The organism is Mesorhizobium sp. WSM4837 (assembly GCF_055811435.1).
The window spans coordinates 1-19949 of the sequence record NZ_JBVVQE010000098.1 but is presented as its reverse complement, the minus strand read 5'-3'; the positions used below and the strand labels follow the sequence as shown (position 1 = coordinate 19949).

The following is a 19949-nucleotide window of genomic DNA, read 5'->3' as shown; positions in this document are numbered from 1 at the left end:
GGGTGGGGGTCCATCGTAAAGCGAAAGCCTCGGCCCAGCGATAGCCCTGCCGTAAACAGGGAGAAAGAGACTGGCCGCAATGCCGGCAAGCAGGGAGGGGCAGCGCCAACGCCCGGAGCGGGTGAATTCAAACCGAAGCGATTGCCCTGAAGACCGGCATTAACGAAATGGACGGCGCCATTGGGTTAGGCTAGTTTCCCACTCGTTTCAGCAACAGCTTACCTTCAGAATGTCCAAACCGCGCCTCTTTCCGCTCATCAAAAAATTTGTCGCGGCGTTTGCGCTGCTGGGGCTCGTTGCCGGCTGCGCGACGACGCCGACCGAGACCATGCTGGCGGTGCCGGCGCCGGCGCAGAAATATGCGGCTGTCGTCATCGACGGCAGCAGCGGCAAGACGCTGTTCGAGGCCAATTCGACGGCGCCGCGCTATCCGGCGTCACTGACCAAGATGATGACGCTCTACCTGCTGTTCGAGGCTCTGGAGCAGGGCCGCGTCAGCAAGACGACGCTGATCCCGGTCTCGACCAACGCCGCCAGGCAGCCGCCGACCAAGCTGCGCTTCAGGCGCGGCGAGGCGATCGATGTCGAATCGGCGATCCGGGCGATCACCGTCAAATCGGCCAATGACGTGGCGGTCGCCGTCGCCGAATATCTTGGCGGCAGCGAACAGGCGTTCGCCGCAATGATGTCGGCCAAAGCGCGCCAGATCGGCATGCGCAGCACCGTCTTCCGCAACGCGTCGGGCCTGCCGGACGCCGGCCAGCTGACGACGGCGCGCGACATGGCGGTGCTCGGCACGGCGCTGCGCGCCCGCTTCCCGCAGCATTTCCACTATTTCTCCGAAAGCGACTTCATATTCCGGGGCAGGCTGGTGCGCGGCCACAACGACATGCTCGGCCGCGTCCGCGGCGTCAACGGCATCAAGACCGGTTACATCAGAGCCTCCGGCTTCAACATCGTCACCTCCTACGATGCCGACGGCCGCCGGCTCATCCTGGTGGTGATGGGCGCCGACAGCGCGCGCCAGCGCAACGACCACGTCGAGGCGCTGATCCAGCGCAACCTGTCGCCGTCGTCGAACACGACGACGCGGCTGCTGTATGCCGAGCAGTGAGGGGTGGACGTTCGGCAGTGATGGGGCGAGATCTTGATCGGTGGTTTCACCTTGACAGGTGACGGCAATTATGGTAGGAATTTATTCATAGTGCTGATTTGCGCCCGCCCGCCGAGGCGGGTTTTTCATTCAGGCTTCGGCGCCATTCTTCATAGGCCGATAAAACCGCAGGTTTGCCGGCCTTCGGGCTTGCTTCCCGCACCTTCGAGGGTCACGGCAGGCTCCAGATCGTGGCCTCCCTGGAATGAGCAATCCGGAAAATGCGTTATTCCGAGTTCGCAACCCTGCCCGCCGGCCACTTGCCCGTTGAAGCCCGCGCCGGCTTCCGCTAAGAAGCCGTGGCTGGCCGGTTTACCGGCTGGTTCGTTTTCCGGATTAACGATCCTGAAAGCACCCGTAGCTCAGCTGGATAGAGCGCTGCCCTCCGAAGGCAGAGGTCACAGGTTCGAATCCTGTCGGGTGCGCCAAAAATGTCGGACGACATAGAAGTCTGGACGACGTCAGAAAAAATTGGACTTGAGTGGGCCAATTCGTCGGACATTCGGCGACTTGTGTGTTCGACCACCGCGGTTCGGGATCAGTTGAAGACTGGGCCATGTTTATAGGCGGACGGAAGGCTTTGCCTTTTTGGGGTTTCTGAATTTCGGTCGCCAAAGATTTGAGAGGCCCGTGCTGGCGTCTTAGCCTGGCAAGCAATAACCATTGCGAACGGCGGCTTTGCGCCCAGTCTCGGTCATTCGCACAGTTGGAGGATTCCACCAAAAGCGGACATAATCGCCGCCTCCACGCCGATCTCGGCGGGCAAACGGGATGCCTTTTCTGGCGCAGAAACGAGGGCTGGAAGGGCCCGCGGTCCCGAAGATTGAAGCTTCGCAGGCGTCAGTCGGGACTGTCTTTGCTCTCGTAGCGTTCGAAAAAGAGTATGAGGACTAGGGTCAAGGGCATCACGAAGAGAACACCGGCAAGTCAGGCCCGGTGATACCATGACCCAAGCGGCCTCCGCACCCACATTCCGGGCAATCTGCATCGGCGCGGGGCGTTGAAAAAGTCAGACTGCGCGACCGGCTGTCATACCGGGCATAGTCGGTCGAGCCGCCCGACAACCCCATCATGAAGAACAGAAAGTCGTTACAGGCATGAGCAGCCCCTACGCCGTTTAACGTGATCACGCTTGGTGCAGCGACCTCTTCGTCATCCACGTAACGCTGACGTTTGCGCTCGCCATGCGTCTTCGCTTCATCCGCAAGCTTGCCGGGATTGATCAATTGGTTGCACCAAAGACAGTTCATGCCCGGTCGCAGCGGCCTTACTACGCTGAACACGTCTGTCAGATCGCCTTCGTTTCCGACCGACACTTTGCTGCCGATCTGAACGCCGGGAATTAAATACTGGTGAATGATGGCATTGACGAGGAGGCGGGCGCGCATCTCATCAGCAGCAAGAAAGATGTAGTCACAATCGAGAAGTGCCGACGCTGATACGGGGTCCAGCACATTGCGGTCGATGGTCTGGATGCGCGCAGTCGGATTGGCCTGCCTGATGACGCGCTTGCCGATGTCGACCTTGCGCGTCGCGAACCGCAGCGCGAGGCGGCTCAGCCAGGCTGGCGCCGCGGGATTGCTGAGACACCACCAGACGTCGCCGCGCCGCGCTCCGACTACACGCGGCAGGTTGGTTGGGTCGAGACGGTCAGGATCAATCAGAACAAAGGCGCCCACACCGAGCCGGGCCAAATACTCCGCAACGAGAGAACCGACGCCTCCAAGGCCTATGATGGCAACCTTCGTACCCGACAGAACCAGTTGCCCGGCATCGCCGAATATGCGTGTCTGCCGATCATAAACCGGCAACGCTTTCACCGCCGCATGAACAGGCGATGGTCGCAATATTTGGCGGCGGCGCCCGACAATTTCGGCTCGTTCAAGCGCCACGCGTCGACCGCCCGGAAGCCAGATGTCGCCGGCGATCGCGCCTTCCGCAAACACAAGCGCCCCGACGGCATTGCCTGCGCTGATATCAAGCAGCGCCGGATACCCGCGCTCATGGCTGTTGAAATCATCCTGCGAGAAGCCGACAGAGCCGCGGCCGCCATGATTATGGATGGCCAGATAGACAAGCTTCTCATCCCGGCAAGCGAGGATATGCCGCTGGATGAACTGCGCTTTTAGCATTCGGTATCCGCGCTTGCCCGGAACGTAGTCCACACCGTCTTCCGCGAGGAAAAGGTCCCGCGCGAGAAGACGAACGTTGCCGTCAGTTGATACGTGAATGCCGGCCACCATCACGGCGCCGTGCTCATCGTGGTCGCCGGGAAACAGGTGGGCCGTCACTGTCTCGAACATCGCTTCGGGAATGGTCAGGGACCAAGGACTCTTTATCGGGATTTCAGCCATTGGTGCACCTTCAGCAGTTTATGGAGTGGCGTTTCCAGCCCGGCCGTATCCCTGCGATTCGAGCGGCGGGAAATCTGCACGGCGGACCGGGTGGGCATCGAGCCCGGAACTTTCAACGCTGCCTGCTCGGGAAAATTCTGACCCGTGGAGAAGCCTTCACCCAGGGCTGCGCCGTCGATGCGGGAAAGGCCGGATTCGACGAAGTGGGGGTAGACGTCGGCGTATGGGCACGTCGAGGGAATGTGGAAGCCGATCCAGCTCTCTTCCTGTGAAAAGGGCGCCCCAACCGGGACGCCCTCCACAATCACGTATACTCCGCCGTCGCGGTCGGCGGCGACAATTACCTTTTCGTCCCCGAACTGGTGCCTGATCGCGTCGATGGCCTTTTGCACGGCGGGGGTCATCGCGTCTCCTAGCTGTTGTCGTCGTCGGCAATGGCAAGATACTGCTGGCCGGGCTTCACCCGGACACGATCCCGGTCGCCGATGATGCGCGTCTGCCCAGGTCCGACCTCCAGGCTCAGCACGAAATCAAGCTGGATCGCGATGCCGGCGTCGATGGCGGCCTGTTTGATTTCGAGGCCGGTCTTCACTCCGCGGCGGATCGTAAAGGTCTGACCGTTCACCGCTATCTCGATCTCGGCGGGACGCTTGCGCAGACGGAAAATCTCAGCGCCCAGGTTGCTGAGGTCGACGATCTCGTCGTCTTCGAGAATGCGGTCGGGGCGATTGGCTCGTTCCAATACTACCGACAAGCCTTCGTCATCACGGCCAGCAAGGGTCTTGATCGTGGCGGCCGAGATCGGCGCGCACGGCCATTCGAGACGGAGCCCCTCGACCTCAAGGCGGAAGCTGCGATCGCTCTCCACGACGATAAAGCGTTCGATGCCGCGCGCGACGATGTCGGTCAGTTCTTCGAGGCGAAGCTCTTCAAGAGCACCGTCCGGAAGGCACTGAAGAACAATGGAGCCGGTGGGATCGCGATGCCCGGCTGCGGCGATGATTTGCCGTCCCGAGGGCATGGGATCGCGAAGCACGTGACGGGAGAAAACAAGATCGGCGCCGGCGATTTCTACCGGCCATTTGTGGCCGCGCGCTTCACTGGCATCGACCGCAGAGGTTTCCATAGTGGGCATGAGCTGCACTCCTTACCTAAAAGGTTGACCGCCGATTCGCGCTGTGCGACCGTGGATCAGATGTAAGACAGTATCGAATCATTTGGTTCATCTGTCAACCGTTGTCTTATATATGATCCAAGGAGGAGCCTATGACATGGTAACGCTGGAAAACCTCGGCCTGCGTGTGAAGGAAAAGCGCGGCGAGATGGGTATCCGGGCAGCAGCAAAGGAAATTGGAATAAGCCACGCGACCTTGTCCCGGGTGGAGCGTGGGTTCATGCCGGACCTTGCAAATTATCGACGCATCTGCCGCTGGCTCGGTATCGCGTTGGAAGATGTGGTCGGCGTGACGAGCGCACCGCAATCTCTTGCGCGCGTCCACTTCAGGAAAAAACCGACTGTGAGCGCGAAAACGGCTCAACACCTAGCGCAGATGATACTGACCGCCCAGGCGGCCATGGCGGACATTCGAAAGAATGAGGGCTGACCTTGGCCAACCTGCGCCGCGGCTTCAAGACATGGTGCGAGAACGCGGCCGCAAGCTATCGGCGCGATCTCGGACTCGCGCGCGGCGCACCTCTCGACCCTCTTCTGCTGGCCCGGCATCTTGGAATTCATGTCTGGTCGCCTGCGGACATTCCCGGCCTGCAGCAAGACATCGTCAGTCACCTGACGGTGGACGATCCGGAAAGTTGGGACGCAGTCACTATCACAGCTGAGGGCATGGTCCTGATTATTCTGAACAGCACGCCTGATCTTGGCCGGCGCAACAACTCGCTGGCACATGAACTGGCGCACATCATTCTTGAGCACGAACCCGCCCACGTATTCCATACGCCAGACGGGCACATGATGATGAACGAATACAATGAAGTGCACGAGGAAGAAGCGAACTGCCTTGCAAGCACGCTGCTTCTTTCTCGTGACGCCTTGCTAGAGGCTATCCGGCGAGGAATGTCCGACAATGCCATGGCCAAATATTTTGGCGTAAGCGCAGCTTTGCTGCGGATGCGGCGCAACTTGACTGGGGTCGACAAACAGCTCGCAAATAGCCGGACCTGAAGTGGGCTAAGCTGCTGTGTCGCCGTAAAACAGCGGCTCTTCGTTTAGCTTTTGTCGCAACTGTCGCCATCCCGGCATCCGTTCATCTAGCATTGCTTGAAAGCGCGTGCTGTGGTCCGGAACCAGGAAGTGCAGCATTTCATGCAGGATCACATAGTCCAGGCATTCCGGTGTCTTCTTGGCAAGCTCCAGATTCAGGCGGATGGTTCTGAGGGCTGGATTGCTGCTGCCCCACTTGGTTTTCATACGTTGGATGAAGAAGCGGGAAACCTGAAGCTCCAAGGTGACTTCCCACTTGTGCACCAAGGGAGCCGCCGCGAGGCGCAGTTCACGGCGATACCAGTCGTCGACCAACTCCCGCCGCCGCTGCGGGGAGGCGCCCGGTTCAACCCGTAGCACCATATCGCGATGGCGCAATTCCACACCGGCCGCGCCCTCCTCTTCAAGCCGCAATAGGAAACGTCGCCCCCAAACGTAGTGACTTTCACGTTCCAGGAACTCGCGCGGCGCCTCACGCTCTTGCGAAAGGAGCTTTCCCTGCTGCTTCTTTATCCATCCGAGCTTGGAGATCGCGAACAGGCGAACATTCTCAATGGTCATGCGATTAGGAGCAGATATGCGCACCCGGCCAGTCGGTGGGTACACGCTCAGATGGACGTTCTTGATGTCCTTGAACACCACATCGACTGATATGCCGCCGATATCGAGTTCGGTGATCATCAATACTCCTTCTGCGCCTTGATGATGAGAAACACGCGCTCGACCTCGGCGAAGTCCTGAAGGATTTTGTAAAGCGCAGCCTTGATGAGCTGCTCACGGGCCTGAACACCGCGCCAGCTATCCGGGCGGCTCGATTTCACGGCCTCATCCACTTTTAGGGCAAGCGCCTCGTCTTGACCGAGGTTGTTGTAAAGGGCGCGTTTGCCCGGAGTATTCAGACTCGATGGCGTATCGTGAGCTTGGCCCGCCTCGACGCGCCGTGCGAGCGCGGCTATCTGCTTGAGATACTCCTCATATTCAATCGCCTTGGCTTTACGGCTTGCGATGATTTCATCCAGGAGCGCAGAGATTTTTTCATAGAACGCCGGATCGTTGAGATGTTCCTTGATGATCTTGCTGCGGACGTTGTTCTCGATCGTCTCGGCGATCGCGTCCTTATTCCCTTTTAGGCCGCCGAGCTGGGATGAGATCGCATCCGCGATCCCTGTCTTCACGATCAGCTCCAGAAGGCTCATACCATCGAACGGCGAAATTTTGCGCGGCTCATCGGCCTCGATATAGGTGTCGATCAGGTGCCGCATATCAGCCTCGTAAGCCTTCAGATCGAGGCTTTCGTTGCTGGCCAGGCGCACAGTATCTCGCGCATTCAGGTAGTGCTCGACCTGTTTCTTGATGCGAGCGACATCGCCGACGCTGTAGCCGGCGGCATCCATCTCATCAGCGATATTGGCGTACGCACGCAGCAGGCCGGCAGTCGCCTTGTACAACGCCGCGCGTTGAGGTTCCCGCTCTGTGAGATCCGACGCGATCTCGGTGTTTCCGCAGAAGAAATGAATATATTCCAATTCTCCTTTCGGCGACTCCACAGGCTCGCAAAGCAGGATGATGCCTTCCAGGGCCTGATCGAGGCGTTCCCTGCCTTTCTTCAGACGATCTTTGAGCAGCACGTCGGGAGACGGCCCGTCGTCCGGATGGTCAAGCTCCGAGGTATACACCGCGATCGCGTTTTCGACCTTCTTGAACAGGTCCTTATAATCGACGATGTACCCAAAATCCTTGTCCTCGCCGTCTAGTCGATTAGTCCGGCAAATCGCCTGAAACAGGCCATGGTCCTGCATCGACTTGTCTATATAGAGATAGGTGCAGGGCGGCGCGTCGAAGCCCGTGAGCAGCTTGTCCACGACAACCAGCAACTTCATGTTTGCCGGTTCCTTGGTGAAAAGAGCCTTCGCCGCTTCCTCGTAGACTTCAGTCTTGGAGAGCCCGCCCTTGGCTTCAACGCCCTTAAGCAGCTCGACATATGTGTTGTAAATGAACTGACGGTCCGTATCGGTGTTGGCGCCTGTTTCTTCCTTCGTAACGTCCTGCGCGTTCGGATTGTACGACGTGATAAGAGCGCACTTGTTGCGGAAGGGCGTCTTCTGAAAAAGCTCGAAGTACTTGCAAGCCTCGTAGATGCTGGAAGCCACGAGGATCGCATTGCCGCGCTCGCTTGACAGGCGGGGCTTAACGCTGAAATCGAAGACGATGTCGCTGACGACGCGATCCATCCGGGAGCGTGAGCTGAGCACGTTTTGCATCGTGCCCCATTTCTTTTTCAGCTCATCCCTTTGCCAATCATTCAGCGCCTTGGTTTTGGCATCGAACCACTGGTCAATCTTATCCTCTGATCCCAAGCTCTGGTCGATATCGCGCGCCTCGTAAACGAGATCGAGTACGACTTCGTCATCGACCGCTTCACTGAATTTGTAGGTGTGGATATAGCCGCCGAATATCTCCAGGCTTGTCTGTTTGTCCTTCTTGAGCAATGGCGTGCCGGTGAACCCCATGAAAACCGCGTTGGGCATCATCGCCTTCATAGCGCGGTGGAGTCTGCCGCCTTGCGTACGATGACATTCATCCACGAAAACAAAAACTTCACCCACCGTCTTGCTAGGCTGTGCTTCCAGTTCCCGGATGAAGGCGTCGAAGTCGTCCACGTCCTTGCGACCGAATTTATGCACCAGTGAACACAGGAGGCGGGGTGTCGCTTGGCCCAACTGGGTCATAAGGTCTCGACCACTGCTGGTGCGCTTGACCTGCTCGCCCGAGTCTCTGAAGACGCGCTCAATCTGCTTATCGAGCTCGTCGCGATCGGTGATCACGACGACACGGGCATGCGGATTGTTCTCAAGAATCCACTTGGCCAGCAGCACCATTACGATGCTCTTCCCGCTGCCCTGGGTGTGCCAGATTATTCCGCCTTTGCGCTCCCGCGCGTACTCCTGTGCGGCCTTGATCCCAAAATACTGATGGACGCGGGGGAGCTTTTTGACGCCGCCGTCGAACAGCACGAAATCGTGGAGCAATTCGAGGACGCGGTCTTTGCGACACATCCGCAACAGGTATTTGTCCAGCTTGAAGCGCGTGTCGTCCTGCTCGTCTTCCTTCCATTTCAGGAAGAATTTCTCCGGTGTTCCGATCGTCCCGTACTGCAAGCCCTCGGTATCGTTCCCGGCAAACACGAACTGAATGGTGCTGAAGAAGGCTTGGTTGAACTCCGGCTTCTGATTTGAGAGCGCCTGTCGGATTCCGTCGCCGATAGTTACCCGACTGTTTTTCAGCTCGACCATGCCGAAGGCTATGCCGTTCAGGTAAAGTACCAGGTCGGGGCGGCGTTCAAGACCACCCTTCAGCGTGACTTCCTCGGCGATGGCAAAATCGTTATTCGCCGGTTCGTCCCACTCTATCAAATGGACGGTCTCGGTGGCTTTCCCCGCCTCCACCTTCACGGCCACGCCATAGCGAAGGAGATTGTAGACAGCCTGGTTATTGGCATAGAGGCTACGGCTGTTGTTGCTCGCCTCTGTGCGCAACTTGTAAATGGCGGCGCTTATCTGGGTGGCGCCATAGCCGCGCTTCGTCAACGACGCCGAAAGCAGGTCGTCTTCGATATTGCTGTTGCCGTCCCGGTCCGACCAGTCGCCCAAGAAGCGATAGCCCAGCTCGTCACGGAAGAGCTCGATGACGCGCTTCTGCGTGGCCCGCTCCGGCTTGCCGATATCGTTCACAACCCAACTCCCCCCTCATACAAGATCATATCAATCTTACCCGCCCAGTCAGCAATTCCTGCATCAGGCCCTGCTTCATCTGGCGAGCCTTCGCAAGCTTCCGGTCAATACCCGAAATCTCGGCATCCATATCTGACAGTATGTCAGATATCGCCGCTCTTTCGCGCTCGTCCGTTGGGAACGGCACTGAGAAAGATTTTAGGCTTTTGTTGGTAATTTGATTAATAGTGGCACCCAAATGCTCGTGTATTTGGCGCTTTACAATATCCGACTGAAACTGATGAAATAGATAATTGTGATATGGCGTCCTGTAGACTGCCATGAACGCCCCAAACGTCATGCCATGACAGCGTTCATCAATCTTCGCACATTTGCCGATCAAATCGCGGCTTCCATTTCTGACGCAAATAAGTACATCTCCGCTACGAACCATAATCCGATCCGGTATCGGCATTTTTACAAAAACATTGTCATCAAATTTGAGGGTGCCGCCGTCAACATTCGACGAACGCAGCACAAGAGTGCCGTCTGCGCTAACGTCCTTCGGTGAGTACGTAAGTCCAATAAGCACCTCTCCCAACTGGTTGAGAGATTGAACTGCCCATTCGCCTCGGAAACCCGGAAGTCTTCGCTGCCCTGAAAGTAGTTCTTGAACTGCCCCCTGCTTAATCTGCGACTTCTTCGTAATTAAAGTCTCATAGCCCCGAATTTGCTCATCTACATCATGAAGAACCTCAGCTAATGCGTATTGTTCGGCGATGGGAGGCAATGCGACCCGTAAGTCCCGAAATACTGGCATATAGACGGTATTATGGGTGCTGCCGGCCATAAGCTTCTTCCACTCCGCAGCCATACTGCGGAATAGATAGACCAAGAAGTGGTTGTGAACTTGAGGCCCGCATATGTAGCAGGCAAAATCCTGGCTTGTTGCCATATCGAGACCAAGTACCGTTGACTTTCCAACAGTAGCTGTGCGGGAAAAGATCACAGTTCCAGCCGGCAAAAGCCTGGCTGACGAATTTGCTATGCCTGCTGGTGTAATTGACTGCGCGGTCGTCGTTATTTCGCGACAATCAAGCCCATTGCTATCGTGCAAAGAGACCCATGGAATATTCCCATCCCAGTATGCAGGCTGTCTGCGGCTCGGTGTGTGACCGCTTTCAAGACGCGCTACGTCGGTTAGGCGGACAACGCGCCACCCAATCGGAACCGTACCAACTTCGGAACGATAGAAGCCTTTTGGAATCTTGTTTGTGTGGTCGGATGATGAGGAGGAATTTCGGGCATCTTGCGTTCGAACATTCAGCATGAAAATCCCATCCCCTTAAGATGGGCGTCTACCTTTGCTTGGAGGCGAGCGACGTTCGCTATCAGGTCAGGAAGCCGCGCTTCATATCTAGCCGCCAGAACCCGAACACGCTGCGCCAGCGCTTGACTAATGCGGTCCATCTCCCCATGAATGCGCGCGTCGATTGCCCCCAGCCATTTGTCATCAACGGCCAGCACCTTGATCTCGCCCTCTGACAGCTTCGGATACTTTTTGTAGGCTGCGAGATCGAGTGCGACTTCCGCTTCACGGATTTCCTTTTTTAGGTCTGCTTCACGCCCCGACAGCTCCAACCATTCATTGAGAATCGATGCCTCTTCCTTCGCTTCCTTGTCGACCTTAATCTCCTTCAGACGCGCAACGACGTTCGCCTTGTTGACCTTCTCTAGCTCAGCAAATGCCCCATCCTCGCCGCTATGCTCCTCTTCAAGCTCGGCAAGGCCGGCAGAAACGGATTCCAGGTCTGCCGTCATTTCATTGATGGCACCCTGTTCATCAGCGAAGTAGCGCGCCACGATCAGGGACTTCGGCACGAGATCGCATGCCCAGCCACGATCCTTCTCCTTGCCTTTCTTGTCCTTCTCGATAACGCGGTAAGTTTGCGCCTTCCAGCCATCAGCGGCGATCAAGTAGCAATCGTCCTGCATCACCTCCGCCCAGTAGTCCATCTGGTGCTGGTAGACGTCGTACTTGCTGATGAGCGGTTTGCCGGAATAGTGGGACAGCAATTCCTCTGAGAGCTCGAAAATAACATCCTTCGGGTGATGACCGGCCTTTAGCGCCTTCAGCTTCTCCGCGCTGCGAACGCGCCAGGCATCAAAATGCTTGTTCATACCGGCGATGAAAGCCGTGAACTCGGGATGGCCGAAGATGGTGGACTTGATCGCCGCCTTGTCGATGGTCAGCTCGACATAGCCCTTGCGGCACTCCTTGAAGAGCGCCTTCTTCAAAGACGGGCAGATGTCCCAATACGCCTTGAGCGCATCGATATCCGACTGCGGAATACCGCCGCGCAGATGGCCTTCAATATTCTGCCGGTCTTCCTGCTTCTGGCTGTCGATGTAGCGGGGGAGATTGAGGTTGAAGTCTTGTTTCTCGATCTCGTCGAACGACGCCATGCGGGAGAAACCGGGAATATCGAGGCGCTTCGAGAACGCGTCGACGATCTTGTGGATGTCCTGCGACCGCAACCGGTTCTTCGGGCCATCCTTCATGAAGCCTTGACTGGCATCGATCATGAAGATGCCCTTGCGGGCTTGCGCGTCTTCCTTGTCGATAACGATGATGCAAGCCGGAATGCCCGTCCCGTAAAACAAGTTAGCGGGAAGGCCGATGATCCCCTTGATGTAGCCCTTGCGCACAAGGTTGCGGCGGATTTCAGCTTCGGCACCGCCACGGAAGAGAACGCCATGCGGCAGAATGCATGCGCCTTTCCCAGTGCTCTTCAGCGACCGTACGATATGCAGCAGATAAGCGTAATCGCCCTGCTTTGCGGGCGGGACGCCGAACGCTTTGAAGCGATCATGCTCATCATGGAGCGGATCAAGACCGGTACTCCAGCGTTTGTCGCTGAAAGGCGGATTGGCGACGACGTAGTCGAATGTCTTTAGCGCGTCACCGTCCCTGAATTTCGGATCGGTGAGGGTGTTGCCCTGCATGATCATCGCTGTCGGCGTGTTGTGCAGGATCATGTTCATGCGCGCGAGACCGCTCGTCGCGGAGTCTTTCTCCTGCCCGTAGAGCGTGACATTGGTCCCGGCCTCGTCGGCCACTTTCAGCAGCAGTGATCCCGAGCCGCAGGTCGGGTCATAGACGGTGGTGTCGCCGCTGGTCTTGGCGGAGCGAATGCCGATAATCTGCGCCATTATGCGGCTGACTTCGGCGGGCGTGTAGAACTGGCCTTTGCTCTTTCCACTCTCGGTCGCGAAATGGCGCATCAGATATTCGTAGGCGTCGCCCAAGATATCGTCGCCGTCCGCCCGGTTGGAGGAAAAATCCAGCGCGGGGTCTTCAAAGATGGCGATAAGGTTGGTGAGTTTTTCGACCTTTTCCTTCCCGTCCCCGAGTTTCGACGCTTCGTTGAAGTCAGGAAAGTCAGCCTGGGAAAGCTGCTGGTTGGCAGCGGCCAGAGGCGCGATGATTTTCTTGTTGATCTGGTCGCCGATGTCCGGCGTGCCCTTCAGCGCCACCATGTCCGAAAAGCTGGCGCCCTTTGGCACCGTGATCGGCGCATAAGGGACATTGGCGTACTTGTCGCTGATATAGCGGATGAACAGGAGAGAGAGAACGTAGTCCTTGTACTGGCTGGCATCCATGCCGCCGCGCAATTCATCGCAGCTCGACCACAGGAAGCTATAAAGTTCTGATTTCTTGAGCGCCACGTCAGCCGTTCCCCTTCAATTCTGTTTTCACGGCTGCGGCGCTATCTTGCGCCTTAAGCCGCTCATATTCTTCTACGGCGACCACGACCACGACCTTCCGGCCGTGCTTTTCGATCGCTACGGGCTCGGCCCGCGCACTATCGATCAGCATGCCAAAGGCATTCTTCGCGTCCTTTGCGGACATGGATTTCATGGGTCTGATCCCTGCCCCGAATCTGTCCATAATGGCCATTTAAGCTATTAGTCGCAACACCCAAGCGGGACCTTATGCTCATGCCCGGTTTCTGGCCTGCCATACGCAAACGCGTATTTTCATTGTTTATACGCCTTCGCGTATATTGAAATTTTAGACGCAAACGCGTATATTGACGATTTATACGGCATCGCGTATATTTATGCGTGGAGGCCTACAATGAACGAACATATCGCCCGCACAGAAAAACAGCTCGGCGCCATCCTGCGCCGCGCCCGAAAGCAGGCCCGGCTGAGCCAGGGCGCCTTAGGCGAGCAAATCCATCTACGCCAGGGCACAGTCTCACGTCTGGAAGCCGGAGAGCCAGCTATCCAGCTGCGGACTTTAATGGAAGCCCTTTCGGCCCTGAGCCTAGAACTGGTCGTCCGCCCACGCACCCAGGGAAGTGCCGCCGACATCGAGGACCTGTTCTGATGGCACGGAAGCGCGCTCACGCCCCTCTCAATGTCTTTCTGAACAGCCGCCATGTCGGCGTACTGCGACGCGAGGCGACAGGCGCAATCGACTTCCAGTACGGACGCGACTGGTTGGACTGGAGCGGCACATTCCCGGTGTCGCTGTCGCTGCCCCTGCGCGAGGACCGGTATATCGGCACCCCAGTCATCAATGTGTTCGACAACCTGCTGCCCGACAGCGACCTCATCCGAAAGCGCGTCGCCGAACGCGTCGGCGCTGACGGCACAGACGCCTTCAGCCTGCTGACCGCTCTCGGCCATGACTGCGTCGGCGCACTCCAGTTCTTGCCCGACGGCATCGACCCCGGCACCGCCGGCGACACCGACGGCAAACCGATCAGTGACGACGAGGTCGCCGACATCATCAAGAACCTCGCTGCAGCACCGCTCGGCATGGGCGAAGACGAAGATTTCCGAATCTCAATTGCCGGTGCTCAGGAGAAAACCGCGTTGCTGCGCAAGGACGGCCAATGGTTCAAGCCGACAGGAACGACCGCAACGACCCACATCCTCAAACCGCAGATTGGCCAGCTCCCCAACGGCATCGACCTGTCGAACAGCGTTGAGAACGAGTATCTTTGCCTAAGACTGCTGCATTCGTTTGGCGTCCCGACGCCCGCTGTCGAGATCGCTGATTTCGGGGAGCGCCGCACACTGATCGTCGAACGCTTCGACCGCCTTTGGGCGAGAGATGGTCGACTGCTGCGACTGCCGCAGGAAGATATCTGCCAGGCGTTGTCGATCCCACCGACCAAAAAATACCAGTCTGATGGCGGTCCCGGCATGCGCGAGATCATCAATCTGCTCAAAGGCAGCGACACGCCGGATGCCGACATCACGACATTCATGCGTGCGAGCATCATATTCTGGCTTCTCGGCGCGACTGACGGGCATGCGAAAAACTTCAGTATTTTCCTCAGTCCCGGCGGGCGCTTTCGCATGACACCGCTCTACGATGTGCTGACAGCGCAGCCGAGCCTCGACCAAGGCCAAATCCCCCGCAAGAAATTCAAGCTCGCGATGTCAGTCGGAACGAATCGTCACTATGCCATTAATGACATCATGCCCCGGCATTTCATGCAGACGGCAGACCTCGCTGGTGTCGGTACCCCGGCGATGCTCTCGATCTTTGAAGACATTGAAGCGAACGCCGAACGGCAAATGCAAGCTGTTATCGAGTCGTTGCCCGCTAGCTTCCCCGATCAACTCGTGACCTCGACCATGGCCGCCATCAAGCAGCGCACAAAGCGGGTCGCAGAATCACTGTCAGAGGTTTCTCATGTCTAATGCTAGACAAAACCCGCGCATCGCCATCCTGGGATGGGGCTCCCTCATTTGGGACAAACGACCCGAGTTCGACGAGCATCATGAAGGATGGTTGCCCGGTGGGCCCACGCTGCCGTTAGAATTTTCGCGAGTCTCCGAGAAAACCCGTAAAGGCGCACTTACGCTTGTCATCGATCCCGAAAACGGCAGGGAGTGTTCGGTCAATTACGCCGTCAGCACACGCCGTAACCCGGTAGATGCCATCGCCGATCTCCGTTGTCGCGAAGGCACGGTCATGCGGCGCATGGGATTCTATTTCGCGGACGACAGCGACAAGGGTGTACCGGATGTCCCTCCCACGATCGCGCCGTGGGCCGCTCAACAGAACTTTGATGTCGTCGTCTGGACTGGTTTACCGGGCGACTTCAAGGAAAAGACCGGGAAGGATTTCTCTATTCCAAACGCCGTTGCCCATCTTCAAAACCTGACACCGGAAGGCAAAGCGATGGCCGCGACCTACGTCTTCCGCGCACCTGACTTCATCAAAACGCCGCTGCGCGATGCCTTGCAGGTTGAGCCTTGGTTCAACACGACGCCACAGCCTTTGGCATCCAGCACAAAGGCAAGCTGATCGATTGGCTAGCGAGGCATTATCTCTGCCCGCAGCATTTCTTGTACTTGTTGCCTGAACCACAAGGGCAAGGCTCGTTCCGGCCAACCTTTCGCTGTTGGCGAGGAATTATAGGCCTTATCGGAAAAGGCGGTACCCATTGTGGTGGCGGACCTAGAGCTCGGATTCGGGAGATCAGCTTGCTCTGGTTCTGCAACTCCCCTCTGCCTTCCTCACTAAGGCCTTCAGCATAGGGAAGCAGGCGTACCATTTCTCTCTCCGCAGCATCAAACTCGCCACAATAGGCAAGAATGACAGCGTATTGGCTGCGGACCGGCACAATGCGATCGAGGATTTTGAGGCGCAGGACGATCGGCAGGAGATTTGTTTCGATCACCTGACGCGCGCCGATAAAATCGTTGCGTTCCACGAAATCACCCGCCAAGTCCTGGCCGACCCGGATCAGCGAGTCGAAGGCGTGCGCCACTTCGTAAAACTTCATGGCGTGAATTCGGCCCAACGGCGAAGCCCGGCCTGTGCGCTGAAGAGCCTGCGCGTTCAGGTCCAGAGTGTCTGCCAGATGCTTTGCGTGATCTGGATAATCGGGAACTTTCCGGATCAGGGGTACGAGTGCCGGAGAGTTGCGGCCCATGACATCGGCTGGCTCTATGCCCAGGACATCATAGTACTCTCTTATAAGTTCAGACGTTTCGTTGATGGCGGGCTCATAGACGCCTAGCTTGAATAGAGCGAGGGCGGCATTGTACCGGAAAATCCGCAAGTGCTGAGGCGTATCAGGCAGAAGCTCGATGACTTCTGCAATCGTGTCGCGGACCCCCGTTTCATCGTTTTGGGCGGCCTGGATATGCAGGCGCTTCATCCCGTGTGCCAGGCGTTCATCCGCACCCAGCTCGTGCTCAGCGAGCAGCTTCGCGGACGCTTCATTGAAGGCTACTGCGTCTTCGATTGCGCCCCTTTTGAGCGCAGAGAATATGAGCCCGTCCAATGCCCAGAAGCGGTCCTCAGCTTCGGTGTCGTCTGAGGCCGCCGCGCCCTCCAGGAAGCGCAGTATCTCCGGCAGGACGCCAAGCTCATGGAACATCTCATCGGTGGCAAACTGGACAAGCGTTTTTGTGTCGCCGACTGCGGCGAGCATCCGGAGATAAAAGTGTAATTTGGCGGGCTCCCAGTCCTGCCGCAGCGATTCCGAAACAATATCTTTGAGGGCAATCTGCGCCTTCTTAACGGCTTCACCTCCTTGGCTCTCAAGGTGGGCGCGTCCTAAAAGGCGCAGCGCATCGTGAATCTTGATGCGTCCGTCACTGTAACTTTCGACTAGACCCGCAGAGCGCAGCTCCCTGAAACGGCTGGCAACCGCCTTCTCATCAATACCGAGCGTGGTGCTGACAAGCGCCTTCGCCTCGTCGCTCTTCAGTGGAATGTCGCACAGGCTTAGAACTCCCAATCCGTCGCGACCTGCTGGCGAAAGGCCTTCGAGGACGCGGACCAGGATCAGTTCCTGAGCGGTTTCGACTTCATGCGTCAGACCTTCAAGATCATCGCAGAAGGCACCGAGGTTGCCGCCATACTGACCGGCCGTGACAGCCATGGCATTCTGGACATACAACGGCAGCCCGGCGGTCAGCTGAATTAGGCGCTGACAGGTTGCCAAGTCTGCACGACACCCATGCGCGCTCGCTTCAAGAGCGACGGTGTCGGTCGACCACCCCTGTAGAGTCTCTGCCTGGATTTTGAGAAGAGCTCCGAGCTCGGTAACGTTTCTGCCAGGCTGGCAAAGGATTACAAAATTCAGATCGCGCCCCTGCTCAACCAGGGTCAGAATATCCGCAGGAGGGAGCCTGTGGCCGTTGTCCAGAACTAGCGTAACCTGTTCACCCCTTGCCGCCGCACGGTTGCCAATAGCCCTCAGAATCTCCGGTCCGGTCGCTCCTGGAAGAAGTATTTCTCCTAGCGTTCCCCCCGACCTTCCAAAAAGCCGAGCGGCAAGTTCGCGGGCAAGAGATGCTGCCAAGGCGGGCCCTGGCGTCTCGACAACATCGTAATAGGCAACGGTTCCCAGCGCATGGGATGCGGCCTGCGATACCCACGAGGTCTTTCCCGCGCCGGAGTAGCCGACGATCATTCGCAGCCGCTGGCCCGTTTGCAGAGTCGGTTCGTTCTCTTGAGTGCGATAAACCGGCGGCGGCGCTGGAAAATCCTGAAGCTGCACGACCAGCTGTTCAAAGAGGCCGCTGAGTTCTTCTACCGAGAATGAATGGTCGGCACGCGGAGGATTTCCCGCTGATGCCGCCATCACCATGCTCGCCAGTTTCCAGACCAAAGTGTCGGGGGCCAGCAGCGCGAACGGCAATGTTGCAGCGAGGGCCGCGCACTGGGAAAGCGCATGATCAAGATCGGATTGCGGCTCCGGCAAAGCCGGTTCACCAGGATCTTCGCAACCAGGCCAATGGATCGCAACATCGATCGGCCAGTCCGCCGCTCCCGTCGCCGCCATCAAGGCAGGACCGGGCTTCACATTCGCGGCAACGACAAAGGTCGCCGCGCCGGTGCGACGACCTTCAGCATGCTCTGCCCTTAAGGCGTTAAACCGCTCAAGCGCACCGTCGATATCGGATTTCGTGAGAGCTGCTGCGCGAGACTTGACCTGCACGTATATGTGCCGGCCAGGCAGGACGATCTCAATATCCTCATCTTGTTCCACCACTATCGCCAACGCGCCGGCCTTCTGCGCTCGTAGCAGGCAGGCGACCGCGTACAGATGCTGATACAGGAACCCTCGATGGACACTTTCGATGCGCCCAAGCTGGGCCGCATCCATCACCGCGGGCTCAGTGGGTGTCGGGTCGTCTTTGTTTTGTGCCCCTTGCGCGCGACTCACGGCTTTGCCGGATGAACAATATGCGCCCACCCGTCCTCGTTCCGCGTGTCATTAACGCCGTCTGAGAAGTCGTCCAGAATCTCATAGAGCTGATGTTCGTTCAGAGCAGGCGGGTTCGACAGGAGGGCCTTGTCATAGCGCTTGTTCCAGACGGTGAATATTTCTAGTTCCCCACCCAGTCGTGGGAGCATGAAGGCGATCGCCACCAAGCCCTTATGGGCGCGAAGGATGCCCTGCTGCGTTTGATGTCCCGCCAGGTTGGATTTCCCGTCGAACTCGGGAAGCTCGAAAACCTGCTCTCCCGCATTTCCAAATGCAATCTGCCACAACTCGCCACTCACGCAGCTCCGTGCGGGAGGTGCGTCGTGAAAGAAAACGGGGAGCAAGCCGCTCGCACCTTGAGATATTCCGGCGAACCGGCCGAGATCAACGACGAGAACCGTGGGGCCCCAATATATCTGGTCGGGCTTTATGTTGTTGATGATCTTTCCGATGGTCTGGTCGATCCTCTTCACAACGCTGGCCGTCGGAAGCGCACCGGAGATTTCGAGCGGCTCCCCAAAATGAATACCGGGTTTTCTCGCTCTCCCGTCTAAGTCAGCAGCATTATCCAGCGCACGCTCGGCAAGCTCTTTGTGCCTGAATAGCGGGTTGGTGATTTCCAGCGCCTTGATCTCGAAATAGAGATCGCCCGCATGGCGACGGTGCACGAAATCCGGACGTTTTTGATTCTGTTTGCCGGTTCCAGGCGTACGCGCGAGCGACACGCCCCTGCCAGTCACCGCAGCGTAAAAGGCAACCTCAGAATACGCTTCGTAGCATTGTGCCATCCGGTGAAAATCTTCCGGACGGGCCACGACCTTCAGCTTGTCGTAGAGTTCTTTGAGGAGGGATGACAGGGTCGAGTCGTTAACCGCCGCGGCTTCAATCTCTTCGATCTTCTCAAGCGTCATGAGGGACACTGGAATGGAGAACGTCAGCCCAGATAACATTTGGGCAACTCTCACATATTCATCCTTGGTTTTTCCCACTGCCCCTCCAGCCATTTCTGCGCGGTGACGATTGTTCATCCGCCAATCAGCCTTCGCTCACCCTTTTGACTAATACTGCGGTATCGGAGCGATCAGCAAGCAATAGAAAGACCACGGAAACAGCTAAGATCAGCTGTGTTTCCATAAGTGTAATCAACCTGCTTCGTCTGGAGCCGTGCGGCGCCGCCCCCCCGGCGGGGGCCCGCGCGCCCCCGCACACGCCGCCGGGCGGCGGTGGTGGTGTGTTTCCCAGCCACGCTACCCCGCGCGG

Annotated in this window: 16 protein-coding genes and 1 tRNA gene; 7 read left to right on the top strand and 10 right to left on the bottom strand. The window is 57.7% G+C overall.

Going from position 1 to position 19949, the window contains the following annotated elements:
- Positions 1–229 precede the first annotated feature (229 nt).
- Both AC0L3D_RS33450 and AC0L3D_RS33445 read left to right on the top strand, forming a co-directional pair.
- A complete protein-coding gene (locus AC0L3D_RS33450; protein ID WP_473647233.1) occupies positions 230–1114 on the top strand; it encodes a D-alanyl-D-alanine carboxypeptidase family protein in 885 nt (294 codons plus the stop codon).
- Between the two features lie 390 nt (positions 1115–1504).
- A tRNA-Arg gene (locus tag AC0L3D_RS33445) sits at positions 1505–1581 on the top strand.
- A 477-nt stretch (positions 1582–2058) separates the two neighbouring features.
- Here AC0L3D_RS33445 and AC0L3D_RS33440 read toward each other — a convergent pair.
- Genes AC0L3D_RS33440 through AC0L3D_RS33430 form a run of 3 tightly spaced genes read right to left on the bottom strand, consistent with a single transcriptional unit; the run spans position 2059 to position 4642 of the window.
- The gene (locus AC0L3D_RS33440) at positions 2059–3507 is read right to left on the bottom strand and encodes a ThiF family adenylyltransferase (RefSeq protein ID WP_473647232.1); all 1449 of its coding nucleotides are present in this window, start codon (positions 3505–3507) and stop codon (positions 2059–2061) included.
- Entirely contained in the window at positions 3489–3911 is a 423-nt protein-coding gene (locus AC0L3D_RS33435) for a hypothetical protein (RefSeq protein ID WP_473647231.1), read from the bottom strand. The genes AC0L3D_RS33440 and AC0L3D_RS33435 overlap by 19 nt, the downstream gene beginning before the upstream one ends.
- Before the next feature lie 8 nt (positions 3912–3919).
- Complete coding sequence (locus AC0L3D_RS33430; RefSeq protein ID WP_473647230.1) at positions 3920–4642, bottom strand: multiubiquitin domain-containing protein; 723 nt, start codon at positions 4640–4642, stop codon at positions 3920–3922.
- Positions 4643–4778: 136 nt separating this feature from the next.
- Here AC0L3D_RS33430 and AC0L3D_RS33425 point away from each other — a divergent pair, with 136 nt between their 5' ends.
- Together AC0L3D_RS33425 and AC0L3D_RS33420 are read left to right on the top strand one after the other, a co-directional pair.
- The gene (locus tag AC0L3D_RS33425) at positions 4779–5111 is read left to right on the top strand and encodes a helix-turn-helix domain-containing protein (protein WP_473647229.1); all 333 of its coding nucleotides are present in this window, start codon (positions 4779–4781) and stop codon (positions 5109–5111) included.
- 2 nt (positions 5112–5113) lie between these two features.
- Positions 5114–5686 carry an ImmA/IrrE family metallo-endopeptidase gene (locus tag AC0L3D_RS33420; RefSeq protein WP_473647228.1) on the top strand — a complete coding sequence of 191 codons (573 nt, stop codon included), beginning with the start codon at positions 5114–5116 and terminating at the stop codon, positions 5684–5686.
- Between the two features lie 6 nt (positions 5687–5692).
- Here the strand turns inward: AC0L3D_RS33420 and AC0L3D_RS33415 are convergent, their stop codons facing one another.
- The 5 genes from AC0L3D_RS33415 to AC0L3D_RS33395 are packed head-to-tail and all read right to left on the bottom strand — an operon-like array spanning position 5693 to position 13357.
- Positions 5693–6406 (bottom strand): M48 family metallopeptidase, encoded by a 714-nt coding sequence (locus AC0L3D_RS33415; protein ID WP_473647227.1) that lies wholly within the window; start codon positions 6404–6406, stop codon positions 5693–5695.
- Entirely contained in the window at positions 6406–9456 is a 3051-nt protein-coding gene (locus tag AC0L3D_RS33410) for a type I restriction endonuclease subunit R (protein WP_473647226.1), read from the bottom strand. The genes AC0L3D_RS33415 and AC0L3D_RS33410 overlap by 1 nt, the downstream gene beginning before the upstream one ends.
- A gap of 25 nt (positions 9457–9481) precedes the next feature.
- Entirely contained in the window at positions 9482–10765 is a 1284-nt protein-coding gene (locus AC0L3D_RS33405; protein ID WP_473647225.1) for a restriction endonuclease subunit S, read from the bottom strand.
- The gene (locus AC0L3D_RS33400) at positions 10759–13164 is read right to left on the bottom strand and encodes a type I restriction-modification system subunit M (RefSeq protein ID WP_473647224.1); all 2406 of its coding nucleotides are present in this window, start codon (positions 13162–13164) and stop codon (positions 10759–10761) included. The genes AC0L3D_RS33405 and AC0L3D_RS33400 overlap by 7 nt, the downstream gene beginning before the upstream one ends.
- Before the next feature lies 1 nt (position 13165).
- The gene (locus tag AC0L3D_RS33395) at positions 13166–13357 is read right to left on the bottom strand and encodes a type II toxin-antitoxin system prevent-host-death family antitoxin (protein ID WP_473647223.1); all 192 of its coding nucleotides are present in this window, start codon (positions 13355–13357) and stop codon (positions 13166–13168) included.
- Positions 13358–13576: 219 nt separating this feature from the next.
- On the opposite strand from AC0L3D_RS33395, the gene AC0L3D_RS33390 reads away from it, so the two are divergent.
- From AC0L3D_RS33390 to AC0L3D_RS33380, 3 genes are read left to right on the top strand one after another with little or no spacing between them, the layout of a single operon-like run.
- Positions 13577–13831, top strand: a complete 255-nt coding sequence (locus tag AC0L3D_RS33390) for a helix-turn-helix domain-containing protein (RefSeq protein WP_473647222.1) — start codon at positions 13577–13579, stop codon at positions 13829–13831.
- Positions 13831–15159: a type II toxin-antitoxin system HipA family toxin gene (locus AC0L3D_RS33385; RefSeq protein ID WP_473647221.1), complete on the top strand. Its 1329-nt coding sequence runs from the start codon at positions 13831–13833 to the stop codon at positions 15157–15159. The genes AC0L3D_RS33390 and AC0L3D_RS33385 overlap by 1 nt, the downstream gene beginning before the upstream one ends.
- Positions 15152–15769, top strand: coding sequence for a hypothetical protein (locus tag AC0L3D_RS33380; protein ID WP_473647220.1), 618 nt, complete (start codon positions 15152–15154; stop codon positions 15767–15769). The genes AC0L3D_RS33385 and AC0L3D_RS33380 overlap by 8 nt, the downstream gene beginning before the upstream one ends.
- Before the next feature lie 19 nt (positions 15770–15788).
- On the opposite strand, the gene AC0L3D_RS33375 is transcribed toward AC0L3D_RS33380, so the two are convergent.
- Together AC0L3D_RS33375 and AC0L3D_RS33370 are read right to left on the bottom strand one after the other, a co-directional pair.
- The gene (locus AC0L3D_RS33375; RefSeq protein WP_473647219.1) at positions 15789–18587 is read right to left on the bottom strand and encodes an SEC-C metal-binding domain-containing protein; all 2799 of its coding nucleotides are present in this window, start codon (positions 18585–18587) and stop codon (positions 15789–15791) included.
- 56 nt (positions 18588–18643) lie between these two features.
- The gene (locus tag AC0L3D_RS33370) at positions 18644–19717 is read right to left on the bottom strand and encodes a hypothetical protein (protein WP_473647218.1); all 1074 of its coding nucleotides are present in this window, start codon (positions 19715–19717) and stop codon (positions 18644–18646) included.
- Positions 19718–19949: the final 232 nt, after the last annotated feature.